The following is a 15,791-nucleotide window of genomic DNA, read 5'->3' as shown; positions in this document are numbered from 1 at the left end:
CGTAACGGACGGCTGCTCGTCGGCTTCCGTTGCGGAAACGATTTTCCGAAACGGATAAAAGCCAAGGAGCAAGCCGATGGCCTCTGAAACGATTCTGCTCGTCATGGACATGATGAACGACCTCGTGCATCCCGATGGGGCAGGGGCGAAGACCTATGTGCCGCAATGCCGTGCGCGGAACGTCTACGAAAACACGAAGCTCGCCATTTCCCGGGCACGGCAGGCCGGCGTGATGGTCGGTTATGTGCGCGTCGGTTTTTCACCCGATTATCGCGAGTGCCCGCCGAATTCGCCGGTCTTTTCCCGTGCACGCGATAACGGCCTGTTCAAGCTCGGGACCTGGGGCACGGAGGTCCATGCCGACTTTGCCCCCCAGTCCGGTGATCCCGACATCATCAAGCATCGTGTCAGCCCCTTTTACGGCACGTCGCTGATGCCGCTTCTGACTGCCGGGGGCATCCGGCGGGTGGTGCTGAGCGGTGTTTCGACCAATGGCGTCGTGCAGGCCGGTGCCCGTGAAGGGCATGACCGCGATTTCGAATGTGTCGTGCTGGAAGATTGCTGCGCCGGCGCCACTGACGAGGAGCATGCCTATGCGCTTGCTGGCGTCCGGCGCTTCGCCAGCGTCTCGACGGCGGAAGAGATTGCATTCTGAAAATACTATATAATGCATTATCTTCTTTTGCTGACTGTTACACAAAATACATCCAGAATCATATAACTAATTGAACTTGCATCGTTAACTCAAAATTTCCAAGCGTCAGTGAAATGCGATACGCTATTGACCAGTATAATATAAAATGCATTATGCATCGAAGTCATCGCTTGCGGCGCCCGAAAATGAGGGTGCCGGACTGAATAGGGAGGAGAAGCAGATGCTTGCTGAGGTTGTCGAAAAGACCAACAAGGATGTCGGCGGTGCGCCGGCGGAAGGAAAGATCACGGACGAAGCGGTTGCCGCCGCGCGGAGCATGATCGGTCTGCAGCTCCGGCCCGAAGGCCCTTACCTGCAGGATGCGACGGCTGATACGCTGCGCAACTGGTGCAACGGCATCGGCGATCTCAATCCGCTCTATCGCGAGCAGGAATATGGTCGCAATTCGCGATATGGCGGCCAGGTGGCACATCCCATGTTCCCGATGGCTTTCGGCTGGGTTGGCCGCACACGCTGGGGCCTGCCGGGAGTTCATGGTTTTTATGCTGGCAATGACTGGGAACTCTTCCGCCATATCCGGCCCGATGACCGCATCAGCGCCATCGAGCGCGTGGTCGGTGTCGAGGAAAAGGAAAGCAAGTTCTCCGGCCGCCTCGTCCTGCAATATGTCGAGGCGACCTACAGCAACCAGCGTGGCGAGATTGTCGCCCGCGTGCTCGGCACCTGCACGCGCCATGAGCGCAAGGCCGCCCGCGATGCCGGAAAATACAAGGATATCGTCACGCACGAATACACGCAGGAGGAATTCGAGAAGATCGACGAAGCGATCCTGCGCGAAGAGGGTCGCATCCGCGGCGCCAATGTTCGCTATTGGGAGGATGTGAAGGAGGGCGAAGAGCTCGATCCGATCGTTCGCGGCCCGCTGTCTCTGATGGATACGATGGGCTTTCTCGTCGGCTGCGGCCGCGGTCACACGCACGGCGTCGTCTTCAAGGCGGCGATGAAACATCCGGGCCACTTCTTCCGCAATCCGGAAGCCGGCGGCGGCATCGAATATACCGGCATCGGCCATCACCGTGAATCGACGGCCAAGGAGGTCGGCGTTCCCGGCGTTTATGACTACGGCCCGCAACGCTCGTCCTGGATGTGCTCGCTTGTGACCAACTGGATGGGGGATGCGGCCTTCCTGAAGCGGGTCCGGACGGAGATGCGCCGTTTCAACACCATGGGCGACTCGACCTGGTGCAAGGGCAAGGTGACCCGCAAATACATCAAGGACCGCCATGCCCTAGTCGATATCGAGATCTGGGGCGAGAACCAGCGCGGCGAGATCACCACGCCTGGCCTGGCAACGGTCGTATTGCCGAGCCGCGATCCGAACATTCCGGTGCATTTCGATGGCGCGAACCTCGATCTCGAGCTTCCGGTCGTCCGCTGACCCGTCGGAGTGCTGACGATGGACATGGTGCTTCCCCTTGCAGGTATCCGCTGCATTGAATGCGCAACCGGCGTCGCGGCAGCCTATGCCGGACGTCTTCTCGCCTCGATGGGGGCGGATGTCGTGATGGTCGAGCCCGAGGAGGGCTCGCCGTTACGGCGCGAGCCTCCCTTTCTGGGGCCGGATGGTGGCGAGAGCGCGCTTTTCGCCTATCTCTCTGCCGGCAAGCAGGCCATTTCCATCGATCTTGGAACCGAGGCGGGGCAGGCCGAGCTTGCCCGGCTTCTCGGGACGGCGAATATCCTCATCGAAGACGTGGCCATCGCGGATAAAGCCGCGATGGGGCTTGATCCCGAAAAGGTTTCGGCGCGGTGGCCGGCTCTCGTCCATCTCTCGCTTCTGCCTTTCGGCAGCCATGGTCCGAAGGCTGGCTGGGTTGGGTCAGAACTGACGCTGATCCATTCGGCGGGCGAAGGTTTTCTCCTGCCGAATGGCCTGTCTGCCGCGCTTTTTCCGGAGCGGCCGCCGCTGAAGATCGCCGGCCATTTTGCGGAAATGCAGGGCGGTGTCGCCGGTGCCCTCAGCGCGCTTGCCGCACTCTGGAGCGGAACCGGGCAATATGTCGATGTGTCCGTGCAGGATGCCAATCTTGCCGTCGGTGCCTTCACCGTACAGCGCTACGGAGACGGCTCTCTCGAACACCGGCTCTCCCGCTCGTTTCGTTACGGTGGTGTGATCGAATGCCGGGATGGCAATGTCGAGCTGCTGACACTTGAGCAGAGACAATGGCACGGCCTGCTGGAACTGATGGGCCGTCCCGACTGGTCACAGGATCCGGCGCTGGAGGATGCGGTCGTGCGCAGTCAGCGCGGCGATTTCATCAATGCGCAGATCCGCAGCTGGGCGGCGTCACGCAATGTCGAGGATGTCGTAATGGCAGCGCAGAAGCTCGGTGTTCCGATGGCGCGCTACAACACTCCGGAGCAGATATTGTCCGGTCAGCATGAAACCGCGCGTGGCCTTTTTGCGGAAATGCCTATGGCGGATGGGCGCGCGTGCCGCATGCAGACGGGACCGTTTCGTTTCGACGGACGGCCGCTTCCCGCGCGGCCCTGGCCCGTTCCGTTGGATGTTGAGCCTCAGCCCGTTGCCACGCCTCTTGCCCGGAGGGAACGCGCATGAAACCGCTCGAAGGTGTCAGGATCGCCGATTTCACCGTGCATGCTGCCGGCCCTTTCTGCACGCATATGCTGTCGCAGCTCGGTGCCGAATGCATCAAGATCGAAAGTGCGCTGCGGCCGGACATCTTTCGCAAGTCGCATGCCGTCTATGGCCGCAACGGGCCGGCCAGTTTCGATCAGGTTGCTTCCAACAAGCTATCGATCCGGCTCAACATGAAGCACAGGGATGGCGTGGCGTTGGCAAAGCGGCTGGTGGCAGTGTCCGATGTCGCCGCTGAAAGTTTTCGCGCCGGCGTCATGACGCGGCTTGGCCTCGGTTATGACGATCTGCGGCAGGTCAAGCCGGATCTGGTGATGGTGTCGGTTTCGTCCTCCGGGCAGACCGGGCCGGATTCGCATTTTGCCGGTTATGCGCCGCTCTTCGGGGCCTGGGGTGGACTTGGTTATCTCTCGGGTTACAGCGACGGACCGCCGATGGAGATGCGCCATGTCATGGATCATTCCGTCGGCCTCAACGCTGCTCTTGCCGTGATGGCGGCGCTTCACAAGCGCCGGACAACCGGCGAGGGGTCGCATATCGATGTCGCGGCGCGCGAGGTTGCTTCTTCCCTTGTCGGCGAGGCACTCATGGCTGTTTCCGTGGGAGGGCAGGTCGAGCGGCTCGGAAATGACGACTATATCCGTGCCCCGCATGGACTTTATGCCACGAACACGGCCGATCGCTGGCTGGGCATTGCGGTTGGCAGCGACAATGAATGGCGTACCTTTGTGGCCGTCACCGGTTTGGCGGCGCTCGCCGCCGATCCGCGGTTTAGAAATGCCGAAGGCCGACATGCCAACCGGCGGGCGCTCGATGCGGCCGTCTCCGCCTGGTCGGCGAGGCAGGATGCCGAGGACGCGGTGGAGCGTTTGCAGCGCGCCGGCATTGCCGCCCATATCTCTTGGAATACCCACGATCTGGTCACGGACCCGCATCTGCGGGAACGCGGCGCGATCGTCGATGTCGTCGACAGCGAAGGTGGAGCGAGAGCAGCAGTCGGTTTTCCCGGGCGCTTCTCAGGAAGCGATGCCGCATCGATCACACGCGGTACGCCAAAACTCGGCGAACACGAGGACTATGTCTATGGCGAGCTTCTCGGCATGGGACGGCGCGAGATCGACAGCCTCGTCGAGCAGCAGATCATCTACTGAATTTCGGGAGAGAGACATGTCCGCAGATCCGGCGCCGATAGCAGCCGATGATTTCTCAGATGCGGTCGGGCGTACCGAAAATCGCCTGGCGGCCATTGACCCGGAGCGTGTCGAGGCACTGGCGGCAACGCTTGACCTAGCCACCGCGCCTAGGGCCGGGGAGGAGTTGCCGCCGGCCTGGCACTGGATCTTTTTCAATCCCTTCGTCCGCCGCAGCGAGGTTGGCGCGGACGGCCATCCGAAACGCGGTGGTTTTCTGCCGGATGTCGGCCTGCCGCGTCGGATGTGGGCCGGTGGCCGGCTTCGCTATCTGGCGCCGTTGCGTGTCGATTCGCCGGCCGAGCGCGTGAGTGAAATCCTCAGCGTAACGCCTAAATCCGGCAAGGCCGGCCGCTTGCTTTTCGTGACCGTCCGCCATCGGATCTTGCAGGATGGCAGGCTCGCGATCGAGGAAGAGCAGGACATCGTCTACCGCGAAGCGCCACAGCCGGGTGCGCCGGCCCCGGTGCCGCCGCCGGCCCCGGAGGGCGCCATGATCTCCGAGGTGATCAGCCCGGATCCCGTGCTTCTGTTCCGCTTTTCAGCTCTGACCTCCAACGGCCATCGTATTCATTATGATGCGCCCTATGCCCGAGATGAGGAAGGTTATCCCGGTCTTGTCGTGCACGGGCCGCTGATCTCAACCCTGCTGCAGGGCCTGGCAAGCCGCGTGCGACCGGGAAAACGTCTCAGCCGTTTCGATTTCCGCGCCGTGTCGCCGCTTTTCGTCGATAGCCCCTTCATGATCGAGGCTGCGGAAGCCGAGGGCGGGTTGCGTCTTTGGGCGAAGAACGCGACGGGCGCTCTGGCCATGACTGCCGAGGCTGAGTTCGAATGAGCGCCGACCGTTCCGATCAGGCCTTATCCTATCTCTTCGTTCCTGCCAGCCGGCCAGAGCGGTTCGGGAAGGCTGCGGCATCGGGCGCGCACCGGATCATCCTCGATCTCGAAGATGCGGTGGCTCCGGCCGAAAAGGATGTGGCCAGGGGGGCGGTGATCGACTGGTTCCGCTCCGGCGGTCGCGGTGTGATACGCATTAACGGTGCCGATACCCACTGGTTCGATGCCGACCTTGCCGCGGTCGCGGTCTGCTCCGGTGCGGAGGTGATGGTCCCGAAGGCCGAGCCGAAGGCAATCAGTCGTGTTGGACATTATCTCGTCAATCGGCAGATCATTGCGCTCGTCGAAACGGTGGCAGGCCTTGTTCAGATCGCTGAAACTGCGGCGACGAAGGGCGTGAGGCGCCTTGCCTTCGGTAATGTGGATTTCAGCACCGACGCGAGGATCCCGGCTTCCAGCCCGGCGCTCGATCACGCCCGCTTTCAGATTGCGATGGCTGCAAGATATGCAGGTCTGCCGCCGCCCATCGACGGTGTAACACTGGCGCTGGATGACGAGGCCGCAATCGGCGCGGACATCGAGACGGCCCGCAATTTCGGGTTCGGTGCCAAGCTCTGCATTCACCCGCGGCAGGTCGGTATCGTCAATGCCGGTTTCATACCGAGCGATAGTGAGATCGTCTGGGCAAAACGTGTGCTTGCCGCCTCCGAGCAATCCGGAGACGGCGCTTTTCAGCTGGATGGCAAGATGATCGATCGACCGGTTCTGGATCGTGCCAGATTTCTGCTCGACAGGGTTTTGGTGCCCAGTCCCTGAAATAGCTGGATTACGCCCGGCTCAGCTGGCGGATCGGAGGAAGCAATGCCTCACGCTCCTCTCGCGACGGCGCCATGCGTTGACGTGCTGCTGCAAGGATCTCTGGGCGAGCGCGATCCGGCAGGCCTGAATCGAAAGGCGGCGCGGGTGCGTATTCCAGCGAAAGCTGGATTGTTTCGGCTTCATCCTGTCCCATCAGTTCCGCGATGACCGAAAGGCCGAAATCGATTCCCGAGGTGACGCCGCCTGCGGTTATCAGGTTGTCGTCACGAACGACCCGCTCGGCGACCGGGATTGCTTCAAACCGTTCCAAGAGATCCATCGCGTTCCAGTGTGTCGCGGCCCGTTTTCCGGTGAGCAAGCCGGCCTTGCCGAGGACCAGCGAACCGGTGCAGACCGAGGTGACGAAGCGGGCCGTTTTCGCTTGCGACCTGACGAAGTCGAGGGTTTCCTCGTCGGTCAGCAGAGGATTGACCCCGCCGCCGCCCGGCACGCAGATCAGGTCGAAATTCGGTGCATCGGCGAAGGTCACGTCGGGTTTCAGCCACAGCCCCGTCGACGAGCGCACCGGATCGGTGGTCTTCCAGACGAGATGGACCTGTGCGTCGCGGGCCGAGGCAAAAACTTCATATGGGCCGGTCAGATCGAGCTGCTGGACACCGGGAAAGCAAAGAATACCGAAGCGGAAGGACATTGTTCTTCTCCTGTCTTGACCAGGAGACCATGACAGGAAATGTTTTGGCACGAATGCCAATCTTCCCTCGTTTTGTGCCAAACATCATGACCCGCCGGATCGAAATCCTCGTCTTTCCCGATGCCCAGTTGCTCGACGCGACTGGCCCCGCACAGGTCTTTGCATCCGCCAACGAATTTTCGCGAGGAGCAGCCAAGGAGCCGCTTTACGAAATTGCCTTGGTCGCCGAAGAGGTAGAGGTCACATGCAATTCCGGGATTACGCTGCGCTGCCGATCCCTAGCCGAAAGTGCGGTAGCTATCGACACCGCCATCGTTGCCGGGGGTAGGGGCGTGAATATCGCCTGCACGCGTCCGGCGCTGGTTGAATGGGTTCGCAACCGCGCAGGCCATGTCCGAAGAATGGCTTCCGTCTGCAGCGGCGCATTTTTGCTGGCCGAGGCCGGTCTGCTGGATGGCCGCCGTGCCGTCACCCATTGGCATCGCTGTGATGAGTTCACCGGGCGATACCCGCAGGTGCGGCTTGAGCGCGACCCGATCTTTCTGCGCGACGGGTCGATATGGACTTCGGCAGGCGTAACAGCCGGGATCGATCTCGCCTTGGCGATGGTCGAGGAAGATCATGGCCGCGCACTTGCTCTTGCCGTTGCCCGCGAGCTCGTCGTGTTTCTCAAACGATCGGGCGGACAGTCCCAGTACAGTGCGCCGCTCAAGCTTCAGGCGGCCGATGACAGATTCTCGGATCTCCATGCCTGGATCTCAGCCAATCTGGTACAGCCGTTGACGCTCGAAACCCTGGCGGACAAGGCGGGGATGAGCCGACGCTCCTTTGCCCGCCATTACCGGCAGCGGACAGGTCGCACACCGGCTGAAGCGGTCGAGGTGATCCGGCTGGAAAGGGCGCAAGGCCTGCTGGAGACCGGCGCCTCGGTTTCTTCAGCCGCTCGCAAATGCGGATTTGGTTCTCCCGAAACGATGCGGCGCGTGTTTTTGCGCAGACTGGGCGTCGGGCCAAAGGATTGGCAGGAACGGTTTCGAAGCTGATCGCCGAAAGGTCCAACGCTTAATCGGAGCGCGATATTCTCCCGGATCTGAGACTTCGGATTCCGGACGGTGCCTGGCCCGAAAATCTCAGCGCGTAATTCGCGGCCCGACCAAAGGCGGTGCAGTCAAGGATTGCTTGCGACGTGCCTCCCGGTAGATCGTATAGAGGCCGGCACCGATGACGATCGCGGCTCCAAGCAGAGTTGCCGAGTCGGGATATTCGCCAAAGACCACGAAACCGGCCACGGCGGAAAAGATCAGGCTGAGATAGCGCATCGGAGAAACGAAGGAGACCTCGCCGGTACGCATTGCCAATATCGCGAACTGGTATCCGGTCATGGCAGCGACGGCGCCGATGCACAAAAAGCCCCAGTTCACCGTCGCGACAGGTACCCAACCTCCCAGCGGATGAACAATAAGACCGCCAACGATCGTGATGGTGAGGCTCGTGCAGAAGGTGATGATCGACGAGGGGATCGCCGGAGAGACCGCGCGGGTCGAAAGGTCACGGGCTGCGGTGAAGAGCATTCCCGCCAGTGCGAGCAGGGCGCCCGTGGTCATCGCATCGCTGCCCGGTCTCAGAATGATCATGACACCGATAAGTCCGACAAAGATCGCCGACCACCGGCGCCATCCGACCAGTTCGCGGAAAAAGACCGCCGCGCCGATGGTGACCACAAGCGGGATTGCCTGCTGGATGGCCGAAACATTGGCGAAAGGCGTCAGGCCGAGTGCGGTAATGTAGGTTGTTGTCGCGAGGATCTCACAGCCGATCCTGAGGAACAGCATTTTGTCGAGCAGGTTTCGGAGCGGGCAAAATGCCCGCAGGCGCCACACGAGGATCGCGGTAAAGCATGTCGCTGCAATGCCCCGCAGAAAGATGATCTGGCCGACATTCATGTCTGCCACCAGAAACTTGGACATCGTGTCGCCGACTGCGAATGAAGCCATGGCGGAGGCCATGAAGACTGCGCCCGTGGCATTTCGTGACAGTGGCATCCTATGCCGTTCCTTGGCTTGGCCTTTCCGGCCTGTTGGATTTTATGATCAGGAGTGTGTGGCGGAGGTCTTGCATTCGTAGGGAGTCTTGCGGCCGAGCATGGTCAGCGTCAGATCTATCTCGTTGCGCAGCATCGACAACAGATTATCTGCACCGGTCTCTCCACCTGCGGCCAGTCCCCAGAGTGGCAGCCGACCGATCATGACGGCCTTCGCGCCGCTGGCGACGTATTTGACGACATCGCTGCCGCGCTGGATGCCGCTATCGGCAATGATCTCGAGCTTGTCGCCCAGACGGTCGGCAATCTGCGGGAGGACTTCGATCGGTGCTGGAAGGATGTCCAGATTGCGGGCGTCATGCGAGGACACGACGATGCCTTCTGCACCGGCGGCATGGGCCAGCTCGGCATCCTCGACGCTCAAAACGCCCTTGATAATGAGCTTGCCCTTCCACCAGCGCCTGAGCTCGTGGATATCATTCCAGTTCAGGAGGTTTTCCAGTTTCACGCGTTCGGCAAGCTGTGCGCGCGTGACCGAGCTGCGGAACTCTTCCGGATAATGGCCGTAAGTCGGCATGCCGGTGGTCAGGATATAGCGCATGAGGACGCCTGCCAGCCATCTCGGGTGGGTTGCGACATCGATGCCGAGACGGGCAGAATATTTGATCGGAATGGCGAAGCCGTTTCGTTGGTTGTATTCCCGCTTCGGCCCGGTCGGCGTATCGGCTGTTACGACCAGCGTATCGACACCGGCCTTCTGGACGCGTTCCAGCAGTGCCCGCGACAGCGAGCGATCCTTCCAGAGATAAAGCTGGAACCACAGGTTTGCGGCGGGCGCTCCGGCCCTGATCTCCTCGACGGTGGTCACCGACTGGGTGCTGATGCAGGCCGGGATGCCGATCCGCTCGGCGGCCCGCGCAATCTTGATCTCACCATTATGCGAAACCATTCCGGCCAGTGCCGTCGGCGCGATGATGACGGGCATGGAAATCTTGTGCCCGAGAACTTCGGCCTGCAGGTTGCGCTCGCCATGGCCCGTCAGGACAGTCGGAACCAGATGGACAGCATCGAGCACGTCCCGCAGCCTTCTCAGCGCATTTTCATCCTCTGCGCCGCGGTCGATATATTCGAAAAGGGCCTTTGGGAGAAGGCGGCGTGCGGCCGCACGGTAGTCTTGCGCGTTGAGAAGAAGCGGCATTGATATCCTCGGATGATCAGGGCAGTGCCAGCACCCACAGAACCTTCGCATCGGTCTCACCGGCGGAGGTCCATGCATGCTCGACATTCGCGTCGTAGTAATAGGAATCGCCCTCGTTGAGCACGAGCGGTTCATAGAGCTTGCTGTGCACGACGAGCGTTCCCTCGAGTACGGTCAGGAAGATTTCCGCCTCGGACTTTGCCCAGGCCTTGTAATCGTCCGTCGAGCGGGCCGAAACATAAGTCATGATCGGCGTCATCTTCTTGTTGCGAAGATCCGAACACAGAAGGTGGTTGGCACAGGTATTGGAGTCGTGCTGCTTGCCGTGGCCGGCACGGGTTATACTCCGGCGGCCGTAGGCAGGCACGCTGTTCGACTGGTCGTTCAGCAGTTCCATCAGGTCGACGCCGATACCCTGGGCTATGCGCTGCAGGGTGCCGATCGTCGGCGAAAGCTCGTTTCTCTCGATTTTCGAAAAGGCGGAGGCGGAAACGCCGGTTGCCTTGCTGATGTCCTGCAAGGTCAGTTTCCTGCTCTTGCGTACCTCGTGAAGCCGCGCGCCGATATTCATTTCGGCTCCCGAGTTCTCACGGGCAACCGCATGTTCGTCGGCCTTTCGACGGACCACATCCTGAATAAGGACGCCCTGCTCATCAATGGCCTGGCTAAGCATCAACTTCTGCATTGCGCATGATCTCCTTCCAGATCTGCACCGTGTCCGATCTACCCATAGTGGTTTCTGGAGACGGTGCTACAGGAAAATACAAAAATTTCCTATAGTGAACTTTTTGTCTTGAATGGTTAACACGTGTCATTTCATCGTAAATCATCGCATTTGTGAAGCGATCACTACAACGAGAAAAACCGGGGAACGGCCGCGATCACACAAGATTTTCTTGCGTCTTCGTGCCTGTCCTCGCCAAGGACAATGACAATGACCATATCCGCAGACACTATTCGCGGCCTCTACACGGCTATCGTGACGCCTTTGAAGGACGATAAGTCGGTCGATATCGCGGCTCTCAAGAAGCTCGTGCGCTTCCAGCTGGAAAGTGGTGCGGCAGGTATCGTGCCGATCGGTGGTACGGGTGAATATCCGGCGTTTTCTCGGTCCGAGCGCAAGGCGATCGTCGAGGCCTGCGTCGAGGCGGCTGAAGGCAAGCCCGTCATTCCAGGCGTCGTGTCCCCGGGCTTCCAGGACGCCGTCGAGGCCGGCAAGGATTTTGCCGCCGCCGGCGCATCGGGCGTCATGACCGTCACGCCCTATTACGCAACCGGAACGCAGGAAGCGATCCGCTCCTATTTCAAGTCCTACCGCCAGGAAGTCGACCTGCCGGTCCTGCTCTACCAGATCCCCTATCGCACCAACGTTTCCGTCGCGGCCGAAACGATTGCCGGCATGGCGGAAGACGGTTCGATCGTCGGCATGAAGTATTCTTCCTATGACGTCCCGGAATTCATCAAGACCGTCCAGGCCGCGGGCGACAAGATCGCCATCCTCAGCGGCGAGGAAAGCCTGTTTGCGACCCATGTGGCGCTTGGTGCCCGCGGCGGTGTTCTGGCCTCGGCAACGATCTATCCGAAGGTCTGGGTCGATGTCTTCGAAATGGCAAGCCAGGGCAAGCTGACCGAAGCGCTGGCGCTTCAGGCTCCTGTCAACGACGTGGTGAAGACGATCTTCCTAGAAACCAATCCGGGTCCGCTGAAGACCTACATGGCTCTGGCCGGCATGCCGGTCGGTAGCGTTCGCCTGCCGCTGCAGGATCCGAGCGCGGCAACGCTTGCCAAGCTGAAGGACGTCGCCAAACAGGCGAAACTGGTCAACCTGGCCTGAGAGTGACCCTAGATGATTGATCGTCTGCTCGAGATTGTCGGTCCCAAGGGCATCATCACCGACGCCACGGACATGCATCCCTACCTCACGGATTGGCGTGAACGTAAACACGGAAACGCGATCTGTGTCGTGCTTCCGGCGTCTACCGAAGAAGTTTCGGCGGTGATGAAGCTCGCGACCGAAATGCAGCAGCCGGTCTTTCCTCTGGGTGGGAATACCGGCCTGTGCTACGGCGCAGTGCCGGAAAGCGGCAATCCTGAAAAACCCGGTATCGTCCTGTGCCTGCGCAGGATGAACCGGATCCGCGAGATCGACGTCGTTTCGGATATCGTCACCGTCGATGCTGGCATCATTCTCGCTGAAGTGCATCAGGCTGCCGATAAGGTCGAGCGCCAGTTCCCGATGCATCTCGGCAGCGAGGGCAGCGCCCAGATCGGCGGATTGATTTCCACCAATGCCGGCGGCACGGCCGTCGTCCGTTATGGGCCGATGCGTGATCTCGTAGCAGGTCTGGAAGTGGTGCTGGCGGATGGTCGCATTATCCGCGATCTCGCAGCGCTGCGCAAAGACAATACCGGTTACATGCTGCGGCAGCTGTTCATCGGTGCCGAAGGAACGCTCGGGATCATCACCGGGGCTGCCCTGAAAATGTTTCCGAAGCAGTCGAACAGCGCGCATGCCTGGATCGACGTCGCTTCTCCTGCCGATGCCGTCAAACTTCTGGCTTCCTTCCGGTCGACCGCTGGCCAGTTCATCGAAGCCTTCGAACTGGTATCGGCTTCGCAATACGAGCTGGTGAAGCGCCACATCGATCGCGTCCGCATCCCGTTTGCGGCTCTGCCGGAATGGTCGCTGATGGTCGAGCTCAGCACCTCGGACGTGCATACGGATCTCGATGCCATGATGGGCGGGGTTCTGGAAGCCGGTCTCGAGGCAGGCCTGGTTCGCGATGCCGTCGTGGCCACCTCGCAGCAACAGGCCGAGGAAATATGGCATGTCCGGCATTCCGTATCGGAAGCCAACAAGAAGGAAGGTATCGGCGTCGTCCACGACGTGGCGGTTCGCACCTCCTTCGTGCCGGATTTCATCGCCGCCGCGGACAAGCTGTCGGCGGAGCGTTTTCCGCAGGCCACGACGCAGGTCGTCTGCCATCTCGGCGATGGCAACGTCCATTACATCCTGATGTTCTCGCATGAATATTGGGCGTCCGTTGCCGACAAGGATGCGTTCGCGCTTGAAGTCGAAAGAGCCGTTCACGATGTCGGCGCGCGCTTCAACGGCACGTTCAGTGCCGAACATGGCGTCGGACGCAAGCTTCCCGAAGAGCTCGTCCGTCTTGGCGATCCTCTCCGCTACGAGCTGATGAAACAGGTCAAATTGGTGTTCGATCCTGAAAACAGGATGAACCCGGGCGTTCTGCTCGGGAAATAAACCGTCCGGGCATGGTGCCCGGCTTCGCGGACCGATGCTGCAAGGCCGGTCGGAAAAGGCAAAGGAAAAGGGGAATAAGCATGGTTTCCAGAAGAGAATTTGCAGGCCTTCTCGGTGGTGGCGCGGTTGCGGCGGCAGTGGTTGGCGCCAGCGCAAGCGCAGCTCGCGCCCAGGCTGCTCCGGCAACGGGAAATACCTTCCAGCAGATCGTCAGCTCCAAGAAGCTGCGCATCGGCGGCGTTCCGACCGGCGCTCCCTGGACGGTGCGTGACAAGGCAAGCGGAGTCTGGGGCGGCCAGTTTGTCGATATCGGCAAGGCGCTCGCAGCGGACATGGAAGTCGAGCTCGAAGTCGTCGAGACGACCTGGGGCAATGCGATCCTGGATCTGCAGGCCAACAAGCTCGACGTCATGTTCGGCATGAACCCGACACCGAAGCGCGCCCTGGCCGTCGACTTCACCGTGCCGGTCTATAACAGCGCCCTGACCGTCATTGCCAAGCCCGGCTTCGAGCCGAAGACCTGGGCCGAACTCAACAAGCCGGAAGTCCGCATTGCCGTCGACATGGGCTCGGCCCATGACCAGGTCGCCTCCCGCCTTTGCCCGAACGCAACCTTCCTGCGCATGAAGACGCTCGATGAAGCAACGCTGGCTCTGGCGACCGGCCGAGCCGACGTGCAGTCGATCTTCTGGCAGGGTGGCGTCAAGGCCGTGAAGGCCAATCCGCGTCTCGGCACCTGCATTGCGCCGACGCCGCTCTTCGGCTCTACGTCGAACGCTGCCGTGCGCCGCGAGACGGACAAGACCATGCGCGACTTCCTGAACACCTGGATCGTTTATGCCCAGGGTCTGGGCATCGTTCGCCAGGCGGTTCTCGACAGCCTCCAGCAGGTTGACATCTCGCTCAACGACCTGCCAGCCGGCGTAACCTTCTAATAAATCCAGCAGCGCCTGCCAGAAGCAGGCGCTGCTCCGATCGAAAGCGGATTGTCATGTATCAATGGGATTTTTCCATCCTCTGGGGCTACCGGTGGCTGCTCCTTCAGGGAACGCTCGTCACCATTGGGCTGACGGCTGCCGTCATCGCTCTCGGGCTTTTGTTCGGCCTGATCGCGGGTCTGGCGCAGCTTTCCCGCTCACCGATCTTAAGATGGGTTTCCTGGGGCTATATTGAGTTGTTCCGCTGCACCCCGCTTCTGGTCCAGCTCTTGTGGTTCTATTACGCACTGCCGATTCTGACCGGGATAGAGATCAATGCCATCACCGCATCGATCCTCACTCTCGCTCTCTATGGCGGCTCCTTCTACGCGGAAGTCATCCGCGGCGGCATCCAGTCGATCGACTCCGGCCAGCGTGAAGCCGGTCTGGCTCTCGGCTTGACGCCTTCCAAGGTGATGCGCCGCATCATCCTGCCGCAGGCGACCAAGCAGATGATCCCGCCGCTGATGAACCAGTCGATCATCCAGTTCAAGAACACTTCGCTGGTCTCCGTCCTGACCGTGCCGGACCTGCTTTATCAGGGCCAGTCCGCGGCGACGGAAACCTACCGTCCGCTGGAAGTCTACACGGTCATCGCGATCATCTATTTCGTCGTGCTCGTGCCGCTGACGGCCATCGTCAAGAAGAGCGAAAAATCCCTGCGGGCGAGTGATTGAGGCTGCCATGACCACGGAAAATCATAAAATCGAGATCAGCGCGCTCAAGAAGCAGTATGGCGATCTTGTCGTGTTGCGCGACATCAACCTGAAGGTCGCGCAGGGCTCCGTCGTGGCGCTGATCGGTCCCTCGGGTTCCGGCAAGTCGACACTGCTGCGCTGCATGAACCTGCTCGTCACACCCGACGCCGGGCGGGTGAGGATCGGAACGGACACGTTCACGTTCAGCAAGACCAGCACGCTTCCGTCGGCCAAGGAACAGGCACGTTTCCGTTCCGGCACCGGCATGGTCTTCCAGCACTTCAACCTTTTCCCGCACATGACGGTTCTTAAGAACGTCATGGAAGGCCCGGTCAGCGCCAAGGGCATGCCGAAGGCGCAGGCGGCGGAACTGGCGCGTGGCCTGCTTGCCAAGGTCGGTCTTGCCGACAAGGCGGATGTCCATCCGCAGCGCCTGTCCGGCGGCCAGAAGCAGCGCGTCGCCATCGCCCGCGCGCTCGCCATGCAGCCTGAAGTGATGCTTTTCGACGAAGCCACCTCGGCGCTCGATCCGGAGCTGGTCTCGGAAGTCCTCAACGTCATGAAGGATCTTGCAGCAGAGGGCATGACGATGATCATCGTCACCCATGAGATCGCCTTTGCGCGGGAAGTTGCCGACACGGTGGTCTTCATGCGTGACGGCGTGATCGTCGAGGAAGGTCCCGCACGCGAGGTCGTGGACAATCCGAAGGAAGAGGCAACCCGTTCCTTCCTCAAGCACTTCCACACAAGAGGCTGAC

General features: G+C 60.9%; 16 protein-coding genes. 12 read left to right on the top strand and 4 right to left on the bottom strand.

Going from position 1 to position 15,791, the window contains the following annotated elements; genetic code table 11:
* Positions 1-76 precede the first annotated feature (76 nt).
* The 6 genes from FHW37_RS03050 to FHW37_RS03025 all read left to right on the top strand — a co-directional run bounded on the left by FHW37_RS03050 (position 77) and on the right by FHW37_RS03025 (position 6,160).
* Positions 77-655 (top strand): cysteine hydrolase family protein, encoded by a 579-nt coding sequence (locus FHW37_RS03050; RefSeq protein ID WP_145632293.1) that lies wholly within the window; start codon positions 77-79, stop codon positions 653-655.
* 220 nt (positions 656-875) lie between these two features.
* Positions 876-2,093 carry an FAS1-like dehydratase domain-containing protein gene (locus FHW37_RS03045; RefSeq protein ID WP_145632290.1) on the top strand — a complete coding sequence of 406 codons (1,218 nt, stop codon included), beginning with the start codon at positions 876-878 and terminating at the stop codon, positions 2,091-2,093.
* Between the two features lie 18 nt (positions 2,094-2,111).
* On the top strand, positions 2,112-3,275 hold the full coding sequence (locus tag FHW37_RS03040) for a CoA transferase (RefSeq protein WP_145632287.1): 1,164 nt from the start codon (positions 2,112-2,114) through the stop codon (positions 3,273-3,275).
* Complete coding sequence (locus tag FHW37_RS03035; RefSeq protein ID WP_145632284.1) at positions 3,272-4,465, top strand: CaiB/BaiF CoA transferase family protein; 1,194 nt, start codon at positions 3,272-3,274, stop codon at positions 4,463-4,465. Before FHW37_RS03040 ends, FHW37_RS03035 begins: the two co-directional genes overlap by 4 nt.
* Before the next feature lie 16 nt (positions 4,466-4,481).
* A complete protein-coding gene (locus tag FHW37_RS03030; protein WP_145632281.1) occupies positions 4,482-5,342 on the top strand; it encodes an FAS1-like dehydratase domain-containing protein in 861 nt (286 codons plus the stop codon).
* A complete protein-coding gene (locus tag FHW37_RS03025; protein WP_145632278.1) occupies positions 5,339-6,160 on the top strand; it encodes an HpcH/HpaI aldolase/citrate lyase family protein in 822 nt (273 codons plus the stop codon). The genes FHW37_RS03030 and FHW37_RS03025 overlap by 4 nt, the downstream gene beginning before the upstream one ends.
* Before the next feature lie 10 nt (positions 6,161-6,170).
* Here the strand turns inward: FHW37_RS03025 and FHW37_RS03020 are convergent, their stop codons facing one another.
* Complete coding sequence (locus FHW37_RS03020) at positions 6,171-6,854, bottom strand: DJ-1/PfpI family protein (protein WP_145632275.1); 684 nt, start codon at positions 6,852-6,854, stop codon at positions 6,171-6,173.
* 86 nt (positions 6,855-6,940) lie between these two features.
* Between FHW37_RS03020 and FHW37_RS03015 the strand changes: the two genes are divergently transcribed.
* Entirely contained in the window at positions 6,941-7,897 is a 957-nt protein-coding gene (locus FHW37_RS03015) for a GlxA family transcriptional regulator (RefSeq protein WP_246690647.1), read from the top strand.
* 87 nt (positions 7,898-7,984) lie between these two features.
* Here the strand turns inward: FHW37_RS03015 and FHW37_RS03010 are convergent, their stop codons facing one another.
* Genes FHW37_RS03010 through FHW37_RS03000 form a run of 3 tightly spaced genes read right to left on the bottom strand, consistent with a single transcriptional unit; the run spans position 7,985 to position 10,778 of the window.
* Positions 7,985-8,896 (bottom strand): DMT family transporter, encoded by a 912-nt coding sequence (locus tag FHW37_RS03010; protein WP_145632272.1) that lies wholly within the window; start codon positions 8,894-8,896, stop codon positions 7,985-7,987.
* A gap of 48 nt (positions 8,897-8,944) precedes the next feature.
* Entirely contained in the window at positions 8,945-10,093 is a 1,149-nt protein-coding gene (locus FHW37_RS03005; RefSeq protein WP_145632269.1) for an alpha-hydroxy acid oxidase, read from the bottom strand.
* Between the two features lie 16 nt (positions 10,094-10,109).
* On the bottom strand, positions 10,110-10,778 hold the full coding sequence (locus FHW37_RS03000) for a helix-turn-helix domain-containing protein (protein ID WP_246690646.1): 669 nt from the start codon (positions 10,776-10,778) through the stop codon (positions 10,110-10,112).
* Between the two features lie 249 nt (positions 10,779-11,027).
* Between FHW37_RS03000 and dapA the strand changes: the two genes are divergently transcribed.
* From dapA to FHW37_RS02975, 5 genes are all read left to right on the top strand, one after another.
* Positions 11,028-11,927, top strand: a complete 900-nt coding sequence (dapA, locus tag FHW37_RS02995; protein WP_145632266.1) for a 4-hydroxy-tetrahydrodipicolinate synthase — start codon at positions 11,028-11,030, stop codon at positions 11,925-11,927.
* Positions 11,928-11,939: 12 nt separating this feature from the next.
* Entirely contained in the window at positions 11,940-13,358 is a 1,419-nt protein-coding gene (locus FHW37_RS02990; RefSeq protein WP_145632263.1) for an FAD-binding oxidoreductase, read from the top strand.
* 80 nt (positions 13,359-13,438) lie between these two features.
* The gene (locus tag FHW37_RS02985) at positions 13,439-14,293 is read left to right on the top strand and encodes a transporter substrate-binding domain-containing protein (protein WP_145632260.1); all 855 of its coding nucleotides are present in this window, start codon (positions 13,439-13,441) and stop codon (positions 14,291-14,293) included.
* A gap of 56 nt (positions 14,294-14,349) precedes the next feature.
* On the top strand, positions 14,350-15,012 hold the full coding sequence (locus FHW37_RS02980; RefSeq protein WP_145632257.1) for an amino acid ABC transporter permease: 663 nt from the start codon (positions 14,350-14,352) through the stop codon (positions 15,010-15,012).
* A 7-nt stretch (positions 15,013-15,019) separates the two neighbouring features.
* On the top strand, positions 15,020-15,790 hold the full coding sequence (locus FHW37_RS02975; RefSeq protein WP_145632255.1) for an amino acid ABC transporter ATP-binding protein: 771 nt from the start codon (positions 15,020-15,022) through the stop codon (positions 15,788-15,790).
* Position 15,791: the final 1 nt, after the last annotated feature.

The sequence above is a fragment of the Neorhizobium alkalisoli genome (assembly GCF_007829835.1).
GTDB lineage: Bacteria > Pseudomonadota > Alphaproteobacteria > Rhizobiales > Rhizobiaceae > Neorhizobium.
The sequence above is the reverse complement of the archived record's forward strand: the minus strand, read 5'-3'. Positions and strand labels throughout refer to the sequence as shown.

What these genes read in the sequence shown, in the direction of transcription:
- FHW37_RS03050 (WP_145632293.1), top strand. Translation starts at nt 77, where the DNA reads ATGGCCTCTGAAACGATTCTGCTCGTCATGGACATGATGAACGACCTC.
- FHW37_RS03045 (WP_145632290.1), top strand. Translation starts at nt 876, where the DNA reads ATGCTTGCTGAGGTTGTCGAAAAGACCAACAAGGATGTCGGCGGTGCG.
- FHW37_RS03040 (WP_145632287.1), top strand. Translation starts at nt 2,112, where the DNA reads ATGGACATGGTGCTTCCCCTTGCAGGTATCCGCTGCATTGAATGCGCA.
- FHW37_RS03035 (WP_145632284.1), top strand. Translation starts at nt 3,272, where the DNA reads ATGAAACCGCTCGAAGGTGTCAGGATCGCCGATTTCACCGTGCATGCT.
- FHW37_RS03030 (WP_145632281.1), top strand. Translation starts at nt 4,482, where the DNA reads ATGTCCGCAGATCCGGCGCCGATAGCAGCCGATGATTTCTCAGATGCG.
- FHW37_RS03025 (WP_145632278.1), top strand. Translation starts at nt 5,339, where the DNA reads ATGAGCGCCGACCGTTCCGATCAGGCCTTATCCTATCTCTTCGTTCCT.
- FHW37_RS03020 (WP_145632275.1), bottom strand. Translation starts at nt 6,854, where the DNA reads ATGTCCTTCCGCTTCGGTATTCTTTGCTTTCCCGGTGTCCAGCAGCTC.
- FHW37_RS03015 (WP_246690647.1), top strand. Translation starts at nt 6,941, where the DNA reads ATGACCCGCCGGATCGAAATCCTCGTCTTTCCCGATGCCCAGTTGCTC.
- FHW37_RS03010 (WP_145632272.1), bottom strand. Translation starts at nt 8,896, where the DNA reads ATGCCACTGTCACGAAATGCCACGGGCGCAGTCTTCATGGCCTCCGCC.
- FHW37_RS03005 (WP_145632269.1), bottom strand. Translation starts at nt 10,093, where the DNA reads ATGCCGCTTCTTCTCAACGCGCAAGACTACCGTGCGGCCGCACGCCGC.
- FHW37_RS03000 (WP_246690646.1), bottom strand. Translation starts at nt 10,778, where the DNA reads ATGCAGAAGTTGATGCTTAGCCAGGCCATTGATGAGCAGGGCGTCCTT.
- dapA (WP_145632266.1), top strand. Translation starts at nt 11,028, where the DNA reads ATGACCATATCCGCAGACACTATTCGCGGCCTCTACACGGCTATCGTG.
- FHW37_RS02990 (WP_145632263.1), top strand. Translation starts at nt 11,940, where the DNA reads ATGATTGATCGTCTGCTCGAGATTGTCGGTCCCAAGGGCATCATCACC.
- FHW37_RS02985 (WP_145632260.1), top strand. Translation starts at nt 13,439, where the DNA reads ATGGTTTCCAGAAGAGAATTTGCAGGCCTTCTCGGTGGTGGCGCGGTT.
- FHW37_RS02980 (WP_145632257.1), top strand. Translation starts at nt 14,350, where the DNA reads ATGTATCAATGGGATTTTTCCATCCTCTGGGGCTACCGGTGGCTGCTC.
- FHW37_RS02975 (WP_145632255.1), top strand. Translation starts at nt 15,020, where the DNA reads ATGACCACGGAAAATCATAAAATCGAGATCAGCGCGCTCAAGAAGCAG.